The following is a 19812-nucleotide window of genomic DNA, read 5'->3' as shown; positions in this document are numbered from 1 at the left end:
TAACCTAGTCCGCGCAGGCGGACTTTGTTTGTGTAGCAGCGATTTCAATCGCCGTGGAAAAAGGGGGTGATAAAGGCTCAACGCTTCAGATGTTCTTCTAACAATTCTTGGGCGCGAGGCTTATAAATGAGATAAAACAACGCCTCAATATAGCGCAGCAAGTCCTCCCGCTTTTCTTTAGAGGTATAATTCCAAAAGCCATAAATCCGCGCCAAGGATAGGAGCCTGCTAGTGTGAATCTTCCAGGTATAGGTACTATACACCCGTTCCAGTCCCCGATTTGAAATTTCTAACCAATAATCTGGATTTTGTTCACATTTGGAGAGAAAATCCAAAATCTTATCAGCCGTTTCTTCCAGGTTCGTGGGATTAATTAAGAAACCATTCACCTTATCCTGAATAATTTCCAACGGTCCGCCAAACTGCGTCCCAAAGGTTGGCAACCCCGAAATCATGGCTTCCAAAATTGTCAAACCGAAGGCTTCAAACAGCGCAGGCTGGACAAAAATACCTCGGTGATCCGCAATCACCCGATAGATTTCCCCAGAATCCCGCTTGGGTAAGCGCACGCCTAACCAACGAATCTTACCGTGTAAATTATATTCGTCGATGAGTCGATAGAGTTTAACGATTTCATCCTTTTCTTCGTTATCCGTTGATTCTTCCGTGCGTAATTTCCCGGCGACTAAAATCAGGTTACACTGCTCTTGTAATGCTTTACTCTTGCCAAAACATTCAGTTAAACCCGTCAGATTTTTAATCCGGTCAAGACGCGCAAGAGAAAACAGGGGGCGCTTTTTCGGGTCATCCAGTGTACCATAGACTTGAGACGGATCGTCTAAGGTAAAGAGTAAGTCCTCTAAGCGTTCACAATCGCGAGGAACCCGATCCTCGGTACGGGTGTAAGGGAAGTAAACCTGTTCATTCACTCCCGGCGGTACAACATTAAATTTGGGTGAAAATAACTCAATCCCATTCACAACATGATACAAATCCGGCATCGTGAAATTCTGGTAAGATTCATACTGACCCACACTATCCGGCTTCCCCACAATCTCCTGATACGTACTGCTGATAATGAAGTTTGCCGCATTCATAGCAATCAAATCAGCGGTAAATTGGATAGAGAAATGATATTGGTTTTCTAATTCCTGCCAGTAGAGGTTACTGAATAGGTATTTAGATTTTTCTAAGGCGTGGGCGACAATACACTGAGTTACATCCATGCGGCGGGATAGGAGAAATGCCACTAAGTTACCATCGGAATAGTTACCGACAATGAAATCAGGAACCCCTTGAAATTCTGCCCGGAGTTCTTTTTCCGCATCAATGGCGTAGGTTTCCAGATAGGGCCAAATCTCAAAGCGAGAAATCCAGTTATGGGTATAGTTAGGGTTAAATTCTCGGAAGGGAACGCGCAATATCCAAGCATTATCTGTACCATGAACTTTTTCTAAGCGTTCGTTACAGCGCGTGCCATCATTGTTGGGAATTAAACGGGAAAGGATGATCACTTTTGGCTTGACATTCAACAACTCTAAGCCGGCGAGTTTAATATCTTCTTGTAGCTGCTTTTCTAAACTCCGCGCTTGATCCAGAACATAAACGACTTGACCCCCTGTATCGGGACGTCCTAAGACTCCTTCTTGTCCAAACCAACCGTGGATGGAGACTAAAACAATCCGAAAAATCATCGGGATGCGGGACAGAAATTTCTCAAGTCCCTGGTGATCGGGAGAATCAATCAGTTCATCGAGTATTTCTAGGGTTTCTCGGACTCGACTGGCGGTATTCCCCCAACCCGCTTCAAACCCCATATCTTGTAGATTGAAGCGAAAGGTTTCGTAGGGTTCATTATCGGCGCGATCGCTAACAAAGCCGAGGGCTAGTTTCACCTGATCAGAAAGCTGCTGTTGGCTTTTAATCCGTCCGTTAATCAGCAGCTGAGTCCCTTGCACTTCATGGAGACTTAAGAAGTTGAATAACGATTCCTGCCATTGGCGGGGATCTTGAAACAGTTTACTCGAAAGGAAGCGATTTAGGAACTGGACTCCCTTGCCAATGTTTTTGGAGTCCCGAATGATTGGACTATAATCGTAAAATGGTTTAAAATCAAGTTCGAGGACATCCCCTTCATTGGGACGATAATGGTTGACGAAGCGATCGCGCACATCGAGCAGTTGTTGAACTGTGATCGGCTCAACTGTTAAGTCTTCCAGAACTTGAAACGCTTCTTGTTCGGCAATCTTGGGTCGGATGATCAGGTAGAGACTTTCCTGATCGAGAATAATTTCCTGAGTGTAATAAATCAGTCGTCCTAGATTAGACGAATGATAATAATAGTCCGGTTTCTGCTGGTCGGCGCAGTATTTACTAAAATCAGACAGAATATCGTTTCGCAGCAGATACCTCGGTCCTGACTGCTTTAATTGACTAGCAAATTGGCGCAAATCATTTCGTTCTTCACAATTGAGTACGTTCTGGATTAGATTGAGCATTACAACGTTCCAAGGGTTTTCTTCAAAATAAAGACTCCCGAAAAACGCCCTACTCCAAAGCGGTAATAGGAAAGTAACCACTTTTTTTCGGGCGTGGGGTAGGAGGGGTAATTGAGCAGGTCAGTTAATCAAAACCTTGCTGCACGAGTGTTTTATGGGGTTGAACAACACAGGAAAATTCAGGCAATCCTTACAAGTCGTAAAGTTGCCCGTACTTTTTCCGGATATAACGGATGAATGGAGCGATGTGCAAATCTGCACCGGTGACGCCCTTGATTAATTCAGCCGCTGTGTACTTACAACCGTGTTGGTATATGTTTTCTCTTAACCAATTATGCAATGTACTGAATTGTCCTTGCTCAATCTTAGCTAAGATTTCGGGATGAGCCGCGTTCGCGGCTTCAAAAAATTGGGCACTCATCAAATTGCCGAGGGTGTAGCATTGGAACATGCCACCAATTTGACTGGTATACCAGTGAACATCTTGCAGGACTCCATCAGTATCCGTTTCGGGGACAATCCCTAAATCTGAACGATAGCGTTCTTTCCACGCTTCTGGTAGGTCACGGACGGTTAAACTCCCTTCGAGCAATTGTAGTTCTAAGTCAAAGCGGATCAGGACATGGAGGTTGTAGGTAACCTCATCTGCATCGGTGCGAATTAGCGATCGCACGACTTTGTTGATAGCTCGATAGAATGTCTCTAAGGGAACATCCTTGAGCTGATCGGGAAATGCGGCTTGTAGTTGGGGATAGAAGAATTGCCAAAAGCCGCGACTGCGCCCGACTATATTTTCCCACAGCCGCGATTGACTTTCATGAATACCTGCCGAGGTGCCACCCGCTAAGGGAGTTCCTTCTAAGGTTGGGCTAATGCCTTGTTCATACAAAGCATGACCCATTTCATGAATACTACTAAACAGCGCCTGTCCGAGGTCATTGTCGTAGACGCGAGTGGTAATCCGGACATCGTCTGTGGAGAAGTTGATCATAAAGGGGTGATGGGTTTGATCTTGTCGTCCCCGTTGAAAGTCATACCCCAACTGCTCAATGATTTTCAGGGTAAATGCCAACTGCTCTTGAGCCGGATAATCCTGATGCAAACAACTATCATCCGTCTCCTTTTGGGCGGTAATCGCTTCCACAATCGGCACCAATTCGTCTCGCAACTGGGTAAACAGCGATCGCAAAAAGCCAGTTTGCATACCATAATCCGCAAAATCAATTAACGGATCGGCAATATGATCGTATCCTGGGAAAAAGTTCGCCAATTCCCGACTCAACTCTAGGGTTTTTTCCAAATAAGGTTCAACCGCAGCAAAATTATTCTCCGGTCGTGCGGCTACCCATGCACCGTAGGTTTCTGTGCGATGGCGAGAGAATTTTGCCATAAACGTGGCTGGAACCCGCGCCGCCCGCTCATATTTGCGGCGGGTGACACGCAATAAACTGGCTTCGTCAGAATCGTAGGGCAAACTGGCTTCTAGGGAGCTTAAGTCCTCTAGAAGCTGACCCATGGCTTCTTCAATAAATTTACTATGGGAAATTTGTTGCAATGTCGCTAGCTGTCGTCCGCGAGCGGCTGCACCTTTTGGCGGCATATAAGTTGCCTGATCCCAGTACAACAGAGACGCGGCGGCTTCGAGATCATTGATTTCACTCAGGCGGGTTTTCAGCTCTAGAAGTTGGGTTTCTGTCTTTTCGATAGTCTGCATGGTCGGTGGGTGATGCTGTAGTATGGGCTTGGATACATTGGTAGAAATGTTTCCCAGATTAGTAAATGTACACCTGACAATCGAAAAGGAGAATCTGTGTTAGGAAGTGCTGTAGGCTGAACTCTAGGCTCTCACGCTGACTCTGGTGCTTAACGACGGTCACTCAACGGCAATGGATACATCAGTTGGCTGACAGCTAAGGAAATGGCTAACCCTGATCGGGTGGAGCATGACAAAACTTATCTCTCTACCTTAATCCATTAAGCTTGAGACTTTGGCAGATCGACAGACCAATATTGTGCCATTTCTCTGCGACTTGTGCATTGGTCGCATCAGCTGTCGTTATCTCAAGTGAAGACAATATATCTGATTTAATCTAATTTAAGTTCAATGGCACTAACTTAAGGTTGGTGGGCATTGCCCACCCTACTAGGCTGGCAAGCTTAAAGTTGTGGGTAAAATTTTTCTGGATCGCTACTCTCATAAGGCTTCCTTGAAAATACTTGACTACGGTCTGCTCCCCCGGCTCCCCCGGCTCCCCCGGCTCCCCCATCACCCCGTTAGGGTTGACGATAAAACTCTGGCATGGGTTCTTTCTCAATCCGATAGATTTTAAAGCCCCGTTTAATGCAATTATCTAGGGCGTAGGGGCTATCCAGATTGCTGGTATGAATCCAGAGGCGTTGCGTCCCTTTGTTCCAAGCATAAGCAATACCGTGGCTGAGTAAATGCTTGCCTAACCCTCGCCCTAGATAGTTTTCGCGCAACCCAAAATATACAATTTCTGTCGAGTAGAACCGCCCTGAAGGTCCCTCGCGACGCTTGACCAATTCAATGTATCCGGCTGGCGCACCATTGACATAGAGGATATGAATACTGGTTTCAGAGGCAGTGAGAATCTCTTGCAGTTCTTCATCCGAGTAGGATAAGCGATCGCGCCAACGCCAGGGTTTGCCCACAGTACTGTACAGGAAACGATAGAAGGCAACATCAGGCGTATCCATACACATCATTTTGATCCCCTCGGGGTAGTTGAGATACGCCGGACGGAATTGAGTCGGATCGGTCATCTGGAGATAGGTGATCACCAGAGTATCCGGAACAGGTGTGATGGGAAGAGATTTCAAAGACACCGGAATTTGAGTGCTGTTGGGACATGTTGCCGCCTGAGAAACCGATACAGCCATCGCGATTCACAATCTGCTTAACTATTAAAAACATTGGGCGATTTGACCGATGGGGCAGCAGTTGATGACTTACACTGTATTCTACGGTGGAATGATTAAGGATGGCTCCTGCTGCTTGTTGTCGAGGTCACATTTCCACGGCTGCTAACACCAAGTTGATATCACTATCGTGAAACGGGAGTATGGGGTACAGAGGCTGTCCGTTCAGACAAAGCTATTTTACCCATTCTTGACTCTCTTACAACCCCACTTACCCCAATTTTACGTCTATTTTTCTCCCAGTGTAATCTTTAGTCAGGTCAATTTGTACTTCTTTGATAATTTATCAGTCGATGATTTTTTTTTAAGTATAGACAAATACATTCTACCTGAACCTAATCCCTGTTTTCGCCTAAAGTCCATTGGATTTGCTGGAATTGAGGCAATTGCAGTCAAACCCGGATTGAACTTTAGGCGGTTATTTTGTGATCGGCAACCCCTGATCGTGGCTCATCGATCACCAGACACTGTTGATACCGATCACTGCTTAGTGAATATCGTGAATGTAGTCTTGCAACGCTTTCACATCCAAAGGCTGAGACTTCAATGAACGAATTGCCCCTGCTGTTGCCTTTGCACCAGCAATCGTGGTAACAATTGGGATTTTGTAAGCCAGTGCGGTGCGCCGAATTAAACGACCATCGGCTTGGGCATCTTCTCCGGTTGGGGTATTAATAATCAACTGAATCTGCTTATTCTTAATCGCATCCAAGACATGGGGACGCCCTTGGTGCAGTTTCAGGATTAAATCAACCGACAACCCCTGATCCTTGAGGGCTTGGCGGGTCCCTTCCGTGGCAATAACATTAAAGCCCAAGTCCATCAAGTCTTGAACCACTGGGACAACATTGGTTTTATCCCGGTCATTGGTGGAGACAAAGACAGTACCCGAAAGAGGTAAAAGCTGACCGGCGGCTAATTCTGCCTTGGCAAATGCCTTACCAAAGTCTGTATCAATGCCCATCACTTCACCCGTAGACCGCATTTCGGGTCCGAGGATGACATCGGTACCAGGGAATTTATCAAAGGGCAAGACGGCTTCTTTGACCGCAATGTGCTGGAGTATCGGTTCCTGGGTTAAACCTAGGGCTTCTAGGGTTTCTCCTGCCATGATCCGGGAAGCAAAAGCCGCGAGAGGGACACCCGTTGCTTTGGAGACATAGGGAACGGTACGCGACGCCCTCGGGTTGGCTTCCAGGATATAAACGGTTTCCCCTTGAACGGCAAACTGGATATTCATCAACCCGATAACTTTCAGCGTTGTGGCTAATTGATGGGTACTCGTGCGAATGGTTTCCATTGCCGTGGGACTCAGGGAAATGAAGGGAATGGAACAAGCCGAGTCACCGGAGTGAATGCCAGCTTGTTCGATATGCTCCATAATGCCACCAATCACCACTCGACCGGTATGATCTGCGATCGCGTCTACATCGACTTCAATGGCGTTTTCCAAGAACTTGTCAATCAGAATCGGGTGTTCCGGTTCAACCTGTACCGCAAAGGTCATATAACGTTCCAACTCTAGGTCAGAATAGACAATTTCCATTGCCCGTCCACCGAGGACGTAGGAGGGACGCACAACCACCGGGTAGCCGATGCGCTTGGCGATGTTTAACGCCTCCTCATAACTGCGGGCGATGCCATTGGGAGGCTGTTTGATATCCAGTTGGCGCAGGATTTTCTCAAAGCGTTCCCGATCTTCGGCAATATCAATGGAGTCGGGAGAGGTGCCCCAGATTTTTGTGGGGAGTACAGCTTGGATTTCTGGACGGTTTAAAAATTCTTGCAGGGGAACGGCTAGTTTGAGTGGGGTTTGACCGCCAAACTGGATGATAATTCCTTCTGGCTTTTCGGTTTCAATGATGTTGAGGACATCTTCTTTCGTCAGGGGTTCAAAGTAAAGCCGATCGCTGGTGTCGTAGTCGGTGGAAACGGTTTCTGGGTTGGAGTTGACCATAATCGTCTCAAACCCTTCTTTGGCGAGGGAGTAAGCGGCATGACAGCAACAGTAGTCAAACTCAATTCCCTGTCCAATCCGGTTTGGTCCACCGCCCAGAATCATCACCTTGCGCTTATCGGAGGGGATGACTTCGGTTTCTTCTTCGTAGGTGGAATAGTAATAGGGGGTTAGTGCTTCAAATTCGGCGGCGCAGGTATCTACGACTTTGTAAACGGCGACAACCCCAAGTTGCTTACGGTATGCCCGCACCTCATCTTCCGTTGTTTTGGTCGCGAAGGCAATTTGGCGATCGCTATAGCCTTGACGCTTTATATCCCAAAGATTCTCTTTTGTCAAGCTTTTTAAGGGAGTGCGCTTGAGGAATTTTTCGGTTTCGAGTAAATCAGCAAACTTATCCAGAAACCAAGGGTCAATACTCGTGAGTTCATAAATTTCTTCGACAGTCATGCCTAACTGTAAGGCGTGACGCAGGGTAAAGATGCGGTCTGGGTTGGGTGTACGTAAGCTAGAACGCACTTGTTCGAGGGAGGGAAGTTTTTCGACGCGATCGCATCCCCACCCGTAGCGTCCGATTTCCAAGGAACGTAGGGCTTTTTGGCAGGATTCTTGGAACGTGCGCCCAATTGCCATGGCTTCCCCCACGGACTTCATCTGGGTGGTGAGTACGGGTTTGGCGTTGGGGAATTTTTCAAAGGTAAAGCGGGGAATTTTGGTGACTACATAGTCGATAGTGGGTTCAAAGGAGGCGGGGGTTTTCTGGGTGATATCGTTGGGAATTTCATCCAAGGTGTACCCCACGGCTAACTTTGCCGCAAATTTGGCAATGGGGAACCCTGTGGCTTTCGAGGCGAGGGCAGAACTGCGGGAGACACGGGGGTTCATTTCGATGACTATCACGTCCCCGGTAACTGGATTGATGGCAAATTGAATATTTGATCCGCCGGTTTCGACGCCAATCTCGCGGATAATTTGAATGGAGTAATCCCGGAGTCGCTGATATTCTTTATCGGTGAGAGTTTGGGCGGGGGCTACGGTAATCGAGTCGCCGGTGTGGACGCCCATGGGGTCAAGGTTTTCGATTGAGCAGATAATGACTACGTTATCGGCGAGATCCCGCATCACTTCTAACTCATATTCTTTCCATCCCAGCAGCGACTGTTCTACTAAGATTTGAGAGACGGGGGAGGCGTCTAACCCCGCTTGTGCCATTTCTTCGTATTCTTCCTGGTTATAGGCGATACCACCTCCTGTCCCGCCTAATGTATAGGCTGGACGAATAATTAGGGGGTAGCTGCCAATGTGTTGGGCAAGGGCTTTGGCTTGATCTAGGGTACTGGCGATTCCGGAGGGACAGACTCCGATACCAATGCGTCCCATGGCTTCTTTGAAAAGCTGGCGGTCTTCTGCCATTTCGATGGCATCGAGTTTAGCACCAATGAGCTCGACGCCGTATTTGTCGAGAACACCGGTTTTCGCCAGGGTAACGGCAATATTCAAGGCAGTTTGACCGCCCATTGTCGGCAATAGGGCGTCTGGTCGTTCTTTGGCAATCACCTTCTCCACAATTTCTGGGGTCAGGGGTTCGATGTAGGTGCGGTCTGCGGTTTCTGGGTCGGTCATGATTGTGGCTGGGTTGGAGTTAACCAGTACCACTTCGTAGCCTTCCTGCTGGAGGGCTTTACACGCCTGAGTGCCAGAGTAATCAAACTCACAGGCTTGTCCAATAACAATGGGACCAGAACCCAAGATCAGAATTTTGTGAAGATCGTCGCGGCGAGGCATAGGTGTCGGTGATTGCGTGACTATTCGTGAATCCTGTTTATTTTATATGGTCTGAGGGAAATTCGTCGCGGCGGTTATGTTGGGGTTTGATGACTTGGGGGACTTGGGTAACAGTGTTACTATTTCAGATAAATCAGTAAATTTAGCCCAGGAATCGTCCGAGAAAGCGTCCACAATAGCAGGGCAATATAAGCAAGACCCAAACCCCACTGATACCAAGCCAAGGTCATAATAATACCGGGAACATGTTCCTCTCTCAGGCGAATATCATTAAAACCAAACTTAAGTAAATTATTAAAACTAAAATCATAATAATTTAGCCAATTCCAGCGACGATCCCAAAGAATCGGCATATAGCGATCGCGGAAAAAGCCAAACCGAGGCATAATCGGGAGACGTCCAATCAGCAGGCGTAATTGCCGCAGCCCCCCATCTTCGACAAAATAAGTAACATCGATTAGGGCATGATAGCGCCCTTGACGATACAGTCGCCACACTAGCAGTAAGGGTATCGGTAAAAGAATTCCCGCCAAACACAATAGCGTCAGCCACGGTTGTTCACTGGTTTGAAAAATTGCGATCGCACCCCCCACAGTAGCCGCCGCCCCATTCCCCACCATGTACAGTGTTTCTAGGGAGGTGGGTAGAATCGGTTTAGGATAACGTCGCCGCCAACGATCTAGAAACCAAAACAGCAATCCGAAATAGGCAATGGCGATCATTCCCACGCCGAAAACTAAGCCAAAACTTGTACCATCGGCACTTAATAGCAGCAGTAAACTCAATCCCGCCCAGTGTAAAGCATCAATTAGCCAATGGCGCGATCGCACGGTATCCTGGCGATTCATTAACTGGAAAAGGCTACCCACCAGACGTCCCCACAATTGTTCCCGTCGCAACCGTTCCCGCAGATAATCTAAAGAATTGCCATCGGGAATTTGTTCTTGTTCGCGAAAGTTCCGGACTAAATTCCGCAGTACATCCTCATTGCCTTCGAGTCGAGGAACTGATAGAATTTTTCCGACATGACCGGCATCACCAAATAGTTTGGCTTCGTCGGAGTCAAAGGTCATCCCAGCGACATTAACATAAGCATTGGGGGAAAAGCGCGTATTACTCAAATCCATTTGATCCAGTAGACTCGCATCCCGCATTAAAATCGGTTGCTGAAACTGGCTTCCCCGCAGGCTAATAGACTTTTCCCACGTCGCCTCGGTGAGTAACAACGACTGAGTAAATCGACTCTTACTCAACAACGTGCGATCGCGCCAAATCACTTGGTGGAAATCCGCATCTTTTAGCCATTGGGTTCCGGTAAAATTGGCAAGCTGGACAAACTCCGCCTGACTAAAATTCCCCTTCCCATGAAATGTAGATAAACTAAAATTCGCCATCCCTTTAAACTCCACCTGAGTAAATCCAGCCTGATCAAAGAAGGTATCACTGCTGAAGTTAACCTCTCGACCAAATGTAGTATTACTGAAATCAACGGACTGGCTAAAACTACTCCCTGAAAAATCCACTTCCTGGATAAACACAGCATCAGATACTTCTAAGTGTTGCAGAAAGAAAGTATTCGCGAAATTAATCGTACCACTGAGACGGGTTTGATTTAGTTTTAGAGTACCCCGAAAGACAGTAATTGAGGGAACTTGGTCTCTGGATTCGCTGATAAAGCGAGCATCTTTTGCCAATTGTGCTTGTTCTTGTTTAGTTAATAAGGAGGGTAACGTGGCTTGGGAGAGGGCGGTTTGTAAGCCTAATTTACTAGCCGTAAACTCTCCTTGAATCAAGGATTCACTTAAATCTAAAGCCAGAGGGGTTTTAGAACGAGTTAGCTGGCTTTGGAGTTGTTGATAGAACTGATCTCGAAAGTCTGTATTCTCATTGGTTAAGTCAATAACGAACTGGCGCAGATCAATCGTGGAAATGCCTTCGCTTTGAATCGGCGATTCTAGACTCTTTTGCAGGAGTTCCAGGGTTAACGGTTGGCGTTCTGGAGTGGCGGCTAAGGCGGGGAGGGGAATCAGGAGTAGGAGAAATGTGAGCAGTAATCCGAGGAGTCGCTGGGGGAAATGGGGTAGGAACTGAATTCGGTTCAAGGCGATCGCATCATTAGAGGTTCGTTCAATTATTTTACCGGGTTAACCATCTCCAGATTTTATAGCAGAAGATAGAAGGTTTATTATTGGTATAATGACGAATGACTTTTTTTTAGGGTTGAACCTGCTTAAGTTTATTTTGGGCTGAGAGCAAAAGTTCTTGAGCTTTCGGGTAGGATGTTGTCCCCGATTGTACCTTATTGAGTTGATTAATAATACCCTGAAGCTGACTAAGGGTCAGATTCCGATCAATCGCCGCATCGGTAGGTGTGTTGGCGAGCAAACGTTGAATTTGACGTTGAGCTTCATCGAGGGCTTGTATTGATTCCGCCTCGGCTGAGGAGCGAGTTTGGATAATACCTAAGTTCGTTTGATAAGTGGCAAGTAATTTTTGGGCTTGTAGATAACCTTGATCATCTAGGGGAACTTTTTCCAATCGCGCGATCGCTTGTTGCCAAAGTTTCTGGATTTGTTGCCATTCAGCTACGGTGTGGGGCGGATTTTGAGCCGCTTTAGCCGCCGCAAAAGCAAATTCTTGAGCCGCACCAATCAGGTAACCGGTACGCTGGTTATCCGCCGCAAAGCCAACCACTTGCTGAAAGTCCCTTTGATAAGCGAGGAACTTGGTTTTCGCGGTTTGTCCGGCGAGGGTAGCTGAGGGAATTTGCTCTAATTGATCAATTGCTGAACGCCATTGTGCGATCGCGTTTTGTTTATCAGTTGGCGTTGCGGCTTGCTGGTACTGCTGTTTGGCTTGATTGAGTACAGTTTCGGCTTTCTCTAGTTCAATCTGAGCATTTTTCTCCTGGAATACCTTGGCTTCCATACGAGCGACGTTAGTACGAGCGCTTTCAAATTCATCCAGGGTGAATTTCCAGCTACACCTAAATAAGCTACAGTAGAATTTGGGTTCGTAACCTAAGAACCAGACAGGTAATTTGTCAAGATGATTTTGGGCTAGCTTAACTTTTTCTTCCCCTAAGCCGAAATCTGCGGCACTGGTAGCATTATTAATCAGTTGATCGGCTTGTTCAACGTTGCGAATGGTTTGGCGATAGTTATGATCCATCTGGATATAACTGGGTAATAGTAAGAGTGGTGCCGTCCGCGCCACTGGACGCCGGATCATTGGGTAAGGCAGGTTTACTACCCAAACTAAACCCGCCATACTCCCCAGGATTGCCCCTGTCCAAGCCATTTTACTAAGTAGTCCCGGCGGCTGATTAGCTTTGGCAGCTTTCTTGAGTTCTTTTTCACTGAATTGGGGTAACACATCCACAACCGTTTCTCGTAGTTCGGCTAATGAAGCGGGGGAACCGGGTTGCGATCGCAGTTTTTTTAACCGCTTGAGGACGATTTGTCGTTCCACCTGATTGACTGGGGAGTCTCCGGTGCAGTGGTGAACTTCTGCACAGAGAATTTTATAGGCGTGGTGATTGAGGCGATTCATGATGAAGATGCTCAAGATTATCTTCTAGTTTGGCAGACCCTTATCCCATTTGTCTAGCTACGGCGGCGGTTTCTTCTGTTGCCAATATCAGGGGTGCGATCGCAAGTTGTTTGTCTGTTGGCGTTGAGGCTTGCTGATAGTGCTGTTTGGCTTTCAAAAGTTCTTCAAATCAAGTAAATGGATTGAGAAGCGCAACGTTGCACTCTCTCAAAAAGTTCTCAAACCAATTTTGTATTCTCTTCTTTGTTGCTACCTTCTGCCGTCTGCCTTGTGTGAGTATTCAACCGGATTTGACCGGATTTGATCGGACGCGATCGCTTGACAAGGTTTCGGTTTTGGGGGATAATTTTTTATAATGGGAAAATGTGTCCGCCTATAAACTCATGTTTCTCCTATAAGGCAAGCGGTTAGGTTGAGAAAACCCCAGGAAAACTTCACGTTAATACTTATATCTTGCACCACTGGCGTTAAACCGCCTTGGGTTGAAACCCCAGGAACTAAACCCTTGCAGTCATCTAGCATACGAAGACATCTTTAGTTTTAGTCCATTTTAATGGACTTAAGCTATAAGCCAAGAACTTGAGTTCTTGGCGGGTGTCGGGGCTTATTTTCAATTAGAAGACAATAATGCTGCCAGGGTTGTTTTAAACTGATTCAATTCAAACAATTCAATTGTTCTTTTTCGTAACCCTTCTGGATTGTACACCATTTTATTCCCATAATGTCCTTGGAGAATTTCAATGAGTTTGGTAGCAATATCCTCTACATCATTGGGATCAACTAAGCATCCTAATTCCCCACTAACCAGAGGTTGAACAGAACCATCTTGATTCCCGGCTAACACAGGTTTACCACAAGCTAATGCTTCTAAAAAGACAATGCCAAAGCCTTCCCCCTGACTGGGCATCGCAAACACATCACAAAGGTTATAGTGATCGCATAATTCCTCATCTGTCAAAAATCCCGGCAAAGTCACGCAATCATCGAGGTTCAAGCTGGTAATTAAGGTTTGAATCCTCGGTCTATCATCACCTTTACCCGCGAGAATATAGTGAATATTGGGAATATGCTGACGAATTTTGACTAAAGCATGGAGAATTTGATCGTAGCCTTTATGCTTAGCCATACGACCCAGGCGAGCTACTGTTAATATTATCGGTTGATTGGGGGTTATATTATACCGTTGTAGTAAGTAAGTTGGTTTAGACTTTATCTGGAATTGTTTGGCATCAAAAGTATTAAATAATATATGAATTTTATCGGCGTCAATATTTTGCTCTTTGATTAATCTTTCTCGTGTATATTCACTAACAGCAATGACTTTTTCGGCTCCCTGTAATACGAGTTTGTGGGATTTTATTTGTGTAGACCAAACCTCAGTACCATGAGCAATGAACCAGTAAGGGACTCCATTTATTCGTTGAAGTATATAGCAAGCGATCGCATAGTTGATATGGGTAGATATTACTAAACTTGGACGCTGCCAAATGCCTTGTACAATTATTGTAATTGCCAAAAATATAGTTTGTAGCAATCGGGGAAAATGTCCGAAATAGTGAAATTTAGTATGGGGTAGAAATTGGAGATTTTGCAGATTTTTTGAATCGTTTTTATCATATTTTATAAAAATGTCATAATTGGCATCTGGATATAACTCTTGTAATGATTTGAGCAAGAAAGCTGAATAAACCTGCACTCCTCCCTTAAATTCAAAGATATTAGGGAATATGAGATAGAAATGATTGTTTTTTAATCGGTGTTGTTGAGTCATGGTAAAATCCAAATTTACTTGAGCGTTGGTTTAACTTTTGTTCCGGATATAACTGCTAGGGATAAAAAATACAGCTCAATCGTTGTAAAGGTATAGTCCTCAATGAAAAAGTCAAGCATTTGCGATGCTAAAAATAGAAGTATGATGACAGTGACAAAATTACTCGGCTTGAGATCCGATGCTATTTTCAACAAGAAACCAATAAATATTAGTAATCCAGGTATTCCCAGTTCTGCACCTATATTTAAAAATATATTATGGGCGTGAAAACCTTTGACCCCAAAAACTTGTTTTCCTATATGTTCGGCAAAAACGCCTAGTCCTATGCCTGTTATTGGTTGTTTAGTCATTTCACTAATAGCCGCTTTCCATAAAGCTAATCTCGACAAAGCTGTTGATTTGGGATTTGATATTTTTGTTTCAAGGGAACTCGGATTGGGAAAGTTTTGATTCAATAGCTCAAATCCAGGAAATATATTACTATTGATTAGTCCTAGTTTATAATTGGCAGGGGGATACAATAAGATACAAATAACTAACAAGAAAGACAACGAAATAAACTTAATGTTATTGATTATTTTTGTTCCCCTAAGTAGAACTAACCCTAAAATAAACACTAACCAGGCATTTCGGCTTGTAGAAATTGCTAGGGAAATAACCAACAGGACTTCGCTGATATAGAAGTAAATTGTAGAAATAACCTTTTTCTGGTATAGAATCAGAGTCAAACTCGCGCCTATCGCCATTAAAACGCCAAACTGATTTGGGTTTTGCATGATTGAACCAATCTGAGGATGGAAGCTGGGATACTTTAAAAGTCTAAACATCCACATTTTGGGGAAGACTATTTCTACCCAACCTAAAATAGCTATGACTTGTATTATAACTAATAGAGTTAGGCAGTAATATTTGATGCTTTTCGGTTTGGGAAAGTTTAGGCTTAAAAAAGCAATAAATATGAAAAAATAATTGGTGTATTTTATCGTGTAAGTTAGGGCAGTGGCTGGAAAATTGCTAAAAAATGCACAGACCAATATCCAGATATATAATAATCCAGTAGCTACCAATATTTTTGAGTGAGCAATACAAAATTGTTTTAGGCTTTTTAGGTTCAAAAGAATTAATAGAGTGGAAAATAAAGGAATCAAGAGATAATGGATACTCAGGCTAAAAGAACTAAAATAAGTGAATTTTACCCGACTCAGGAGAGATGAAAGTAGCAAACCTATAAAACATATCTTTATGACGATATTTTCTTTTTCTGGTTTAGTAATCATTTTTAGCGTTTAATAGGATGCATTAGGCATGATTAGACTTATTATAATTCCTTTCATCTCGATCTTGCCGTAATGCACCACTATACCTTGCTTAATTCATAGGGCAAAAAAGGTGGGCAATGCCCACCATACATGATTACTGCAACTGTTCAATTAACTGATGTTTTGCCGTATCCAAGGCTTCCGGTAGCTTACTAGCATCTCGTCCCCCAGCTTGGGCTAAGTTGGGGCGCCCACCACCGCCACCGCCACAAACTTTGGCAATTTCACCAATAAATTTACCAGCTTGTAGTTTCTTCTCTTTCTGGACTTTGGTGCTAAACGCCGCCACTAAACTAACTTTTCCTTCTGTTGGTACAGAACCTAAAATAACCGCACTTTCGCCCAATTTTTGTTGGAGTCGTTCCGCTGCGGTTTTCAGGGCGTCGGGTTCAATGTCTCCTAGATTTGCCACTAAAACTTTGAACTCACCCACCGATTCAGCTTGACTCAATAACTGATCAGATTTGGCTAAAGCCAATTCTTGTTTCACGGCGTCTAATTCTTTCTGAGAGGCTTTGAGTTCGTTCTGGATATTGGTAATTCGTTCTGGGATTTCTTCGGGTTTGACTTTAAAGCGATCGCATAATTCTTTGACCACTTTATCCCGCAGGTTCAAATAATCCAATACCGCAGGACCAGCTACCGCTTCGATGCGCCGAATACCGGAAGCTACCCCCGTTTCAGAGACAATTTTAAATACACCAATTTCCGCCGTGTTATTCACATGAGTCCCGCCACAGAGTTCCATAGAAACACCAGGGAAATCAATAACCCGTACCTCCGAAGCGTATTTTTCGCCAAACATCGCGATCGCACCTTTTGCCTTGGCGTCTGTAAGGGACATTATGGTGACATCTGCGCCATGAGCTTCAGCAATCCAAGTATTAATTTTCTCCTCAATTTGTGCCAATTCCTCTGCAGTCAGGGAACGGGAACAATGGAAGTCAAACCGCAGCCGATCAAAAGCAACTAAGGAACCGGCTTGGGAAATAGATAGATCAACAATCTTTTTCAGCGCCGCTTGTAATAAATGAGTCGCCGTATGATTCGCTTGGAGGCGACGACGACAGGCGCGGTCAATTTGAGCCGTAACGGTATCCCCCAGATTTATCGTTCCCCGTTCCACGCGACCAAAATGGACAAAGAAGTCGGATTCTTTCTTGACATCTTCAATCCGTACCACTAAATTATCGCCCGACAAATAGCCGCGATCGCCAATTTGCCCCCCGGATTCGGCATAGAAGGGGGTTTGGTCTAAAATAATCTGAACGTCAGTACCAGATTCTGCTGATTCTACCGCTTTACCTTCGACTAACAAGGCTTCAACTTGGGCGATAGACTGCGGTTCACTATACCCCAAGAACGTCGTGCCCTGGATATGTTCAGCTAACTTATCCAAGCTTCCCTGTACCGTCAAATCAATGGTTTCATGGGCATCTCTCGCCCGTTGGCGCTGCTTCTCCATTTCAATTTCAAAGCCTGCCAAATCTACAGTAATCCCTTGTTCTTCGGCAATTTCTTGGGTTAATTCTAAGGGGAATCCATGAGTATCATAGAGGGTAAAGGCATCCATCCCAGAAATTTGCTGGGGGTTTGTCGCCAGAATATCTGCCAATAATTTCTCGCCGTTTTCTATGCGTTTGAGGAATTGAGATTCTTCTCGTTGCAATTGAGCTTTAATCGAATCGTTCCGTTGTCGCACATTCGGATAGGCGTCTTCTGCCAGTGCGATCGCGCTTTCTGCAACTTGGGTGGTAAACTCTCCTTGGGCAATGCCAATTAACCGCCCATGGCGCACCACTCGCCGGATTAAACGACGCAGGATATAGCCGCGCCCATTATTGGAAGCGGTAACGCCATCAGCAATGAGATGAACCACGGCGCGAATGTGATCACCAATGACTTTTAGGGATACTTTAGTCTTCTCATCACTTTTGGCGTAATCAAGTCCAGCAATCTCAGCGGCGGTTTTGATGATCGGGAAAATCAGGTCAGTTTCGTAGTTATTGGGAACCTGCTGGAGGATTTGCGCCATCCGTTCTAATCCCAAGCCGGTGTCAATATTTTTATTTTTCAGGGGGGTAAGATTCCCCTCAATATCCCGGTTGTATTCCATGAACACCAGGTTATAGAACTCAATAAACCGGGTGTCATCTTCTAAATCGATAGCCTTGTCCCCTTTTTCCGGGTGGAAGTCGTAATAAATTTCTGAACAAGGACCACAAGGACCCGTAGGACCCGATGCCCAGAAGTTATCTTCTTCGCCCATACGCTGGATACGATGAGCTGGGATACCAATTTTATCCCGCCAGATGGCAAAGGCTTCGTCATCCTCTCTAAACACACTCACTATCAGGCGTTCTGGGGGTAATTCAAAGACTTTAGTAGATAATTCCCATGCCCACGCGATCGCTTGTTCTTTAAAATAGTCGCCAAAGCTAAAATTGCCCAGCATTTCAAAGAAGGTATGGTGTCGCGCCGTGCGTCCCACATTCTCTATATCATTGGTGCGGAGACATTTTTGCGAGGTGGTGGCGCGGGAAAATTCCGACTGGCGTTGTCCCAGGAATATGGGTTTAAAGGGTAACATCCCGGCGATGGTGAGTAAGACGGTGGGATCTTCGGGGACTAAGGAAGCCGACGGCAAAACCTGGTGTTGCCGTTTTTCGTAGAATTCCAGGAACGTTTGTCGGATTTGGTTACCGCTGAGGGATTTGGGAGATTTGGGCATGGTGTTTAACGATGAGACTAGGAATGGATTTTGGATTTTAGCTCATTTGGCAAGAAGCCTCACGTCCTACCCGATAGGGAGGCGTGAGATGAATTGCCAGTCTCTCGAAACTTGTTTTGATTTTTTCTGACAACAAGTTCGGTATAAGGTATGATTCACTAAGGAGGACAAATTCTTTTAATTCTCATTTACAAAGCTGCGAATGCTGGTAAGTTGATGGTGAAAGTCAAACCTCATATCATATCGTCAAAGTTTCTCTTGCGATAAGCAAGAAGTGGGGCTGGGCGTATTCCCCACTATAAAACGCCGGAAGCGTCGTTCTACAACGGCGACAAAGGAAGCCTACAACCGTACCCGTAGGGTCGGTGTAGGAGGACGTCACACGCTTAGACTTATCCATCCTAGAGATAAGGAGGTTTATCGGTTCAATTGTGATCCATTTTTACACTTGTTATCGATTGTTGCAGGGTTTTGGGTTCTCATCCCGTTCAATTCTGCGGCATCCTCTGGGCGGTTGAAACCGCAGCTACACAAACTTGCACCCGCCTGCGCGGGTTTCCACACCCCTCGATTAGCCTTGTCAAGCGGACTTTGTTTCGTTTGGTTCCGCGATTTCCTTTTCAACAGGGCATATCTTCACTCCTCTTTTCGTGGAGCGTAAATCCTGAATGACCGACTTCACAGTATCAGCTTGGGAGAAGTTTCCCGCCTTGAGGTTATTGTAATGGCGTTGGAGTAAATCAATATCCTGGGATTTCCAAGAAACAAGGCGGGTGACGTAACATTTTAATAGATTCTAAACCAAATTGTGAGAAAAGGGCGACCCGATCCTCTGTAGGGGCGGGTTTTCTTACTATCTTTTCGGTTGCACCTCAATGTGACTAAACCCGCCCTGTTTCTCTAGTTGTCAATTTATGCAAACAAGTCGCCCCGACAAGAGGGTTAACGATAGATTGCTTGATCAATAGTTGCTCTAAAAAATGCTCCTTCTGACTCAAAGCGCTCACTACCAAAATACCATCCACCCAACAAGCGAGTGGGGATAGTATAGCCGCAATTTTAATAAATTCTAAACCAAATTGTGAGAAAATGGCGACCCGATCCTCTGTAGGGGCGGGTTTTACTACTATCTTTTCGGTTGCACCTCAATGTGACTAAACCCGCCCTGTTTCTCTAGTTGTTAATTTATGCAAACAAGTCGCCCCGACAAGAGGGTTAACGATAGATTGCTTGATCAATAGTTGCTCTAAAAAATGCTC

General features: G+C 45.3%; 10 protein-coding genes. 1 reads left to right on the top strand and 9 read right to left on the bottom strand.

Annotated elements, in window-relative coordinates; translation table 11 throughout:
* Positions 1–77: 77 nt before the first annotated feature.
* The 6 genes from ACLGGO_RS30310 to ACLGGO_RS30285 form a co-directional block, all read right to left on the bottom strand.
* On the bottom strand, positions 78–2498 hold the full coding sequence (locus tag ACLGGO_RS30310; RefSeq protein ID WP_446422082.1) for a sucrose synthase: 2421 nt from the start codon (positions 2496–2498) through the stop codon (positions 78–80).
* 190 nt (positions 2499–2688) lie between these two features.
* Complete coding sequence (locus tag ACLGGO_RS30305) at positions 2689–4212, bottom strand: carboxypeptidase M32 (protein WP_446422081.1); 1524 nt, start codon at positions 4210–4212, stop codon at positions 2689–2691.
* A gap of 560 nt (positions 4213–4772) precedes the next feature.
* Positions 4773–5399, bottom strand: coding sequence for a GNAT family N-acetyltransferase (locus ACLGGO_RS30300; protein ID WP_446336687.1), 627 nt, complete (start codon positions 5397–5399; stop codon positions 4773–4775).
* Positions 5400–5925: 526 nt separating this feature from the next.
* The gene (carB, locus tag ACLGGO_RS30295; RefSeq protein WP_446422080.1) at positions 5926–9180 is read right to left on the bottom strand and encodes a carbamoyl-phosphate synthase large subunit; all 3255 of its coding nucleotides are present in this window, start codon (positions 9178–9180) and stop codon (positions 5926–5928) included.
* Positions 9181–9299: 119 nt separating this feature from the next.
* Positions 9300–11282, bottom strand: a complete 1983-nt coding sequence (locus ACLGGO_RS30290; protein ID WP_446422079.1) for a pentapeptide repeat-containing protein — start codon at positions 11280–11282, stop codon at positions 9300–9302.
* Between the two features lie 112 nt (positions 11283–11394).
* Complete coding sequence (locus ACLGGO_RS30285) at positions 11395–12732, bottom strand: hypothetical protein (protein WP_446422078.1); 1338 nt, start codon at positions 12730–12732, stop codon at positions 11395–11397.
* Between the two features lie 182 nt (positions 12733–12914).
* Between ACLGGO_RS30285 and ACLGGO_RS30280 the strand changes: the two genes are divergently transcribed.
* Entirely contained in the window at positions 12915–13088 is a 174-nt protein-coding gene (locus tag ACLGGO_RS30280) for a hypothetical protein (RefSeq protein ID WP_446422077.1), read from the top strand.
* Positions 13089–13342: 254 nt separating this feature from the next.
* On the opposite strand, the gene ACLGGO_RS30275 is transcribed toward ACLGGO_RS30280, so the two are convergent.
* The 3 genes from ACLGGO_RS30275 to alaS all read right to left on the bottom strand — a co-directional run bounded on the left by ACLGGO_RS30275 (position 13343) and on the right by alaS (position 18553).
* Positions 13343–14503 (bottom strand): glycosyltransferase, encoded by a 1161-nt coding sequence (locus ACLGGO_RS30275; protein WP_446422076.1) that lies wholly within the window; start codon positions 14501–14503, stop codon positions 13343–13345.
* 14 nt (positions 14504–14517) lie between these two features.
* Positions 14518–15780, bottom strand: coding sequence for an O-antigen ligase family protein (locus ACLGGO_RS30270; RefSeq protein WP_446422075.1), 1263 nt, complete (start codon positions 15778–15780; stop codon positions 14518–14520).
* Between the two features lie 136 nt (positions 15781–15916).
* Positions 15917–18553, bottom strand: a complete 2637-nt coding sequence (gene alaS / locus ACLGGO_RS30265) for an alanine--tRNA ligase (protein WP_446422074.1) — start codon at positions 18551–18553, stop codon at positions 15917–15919.
* Positions 18554–19812 lie beyond the last annotated feature (1259 nt).

The organism is Coleofasciculus sp. (assembly GCF_046565525.1).
Classification (GTDB): domain Bacteria; phylum Cyanobacteriota; class Cyanobacteriia; order Cyanobacteriales; family Coleofasciculaceae; genus Coleofasciculus.
Note: the sequence above shows the minus strand (reverse complement) of the source record. Positions and strands in the feature narration are given on the sequence as shown.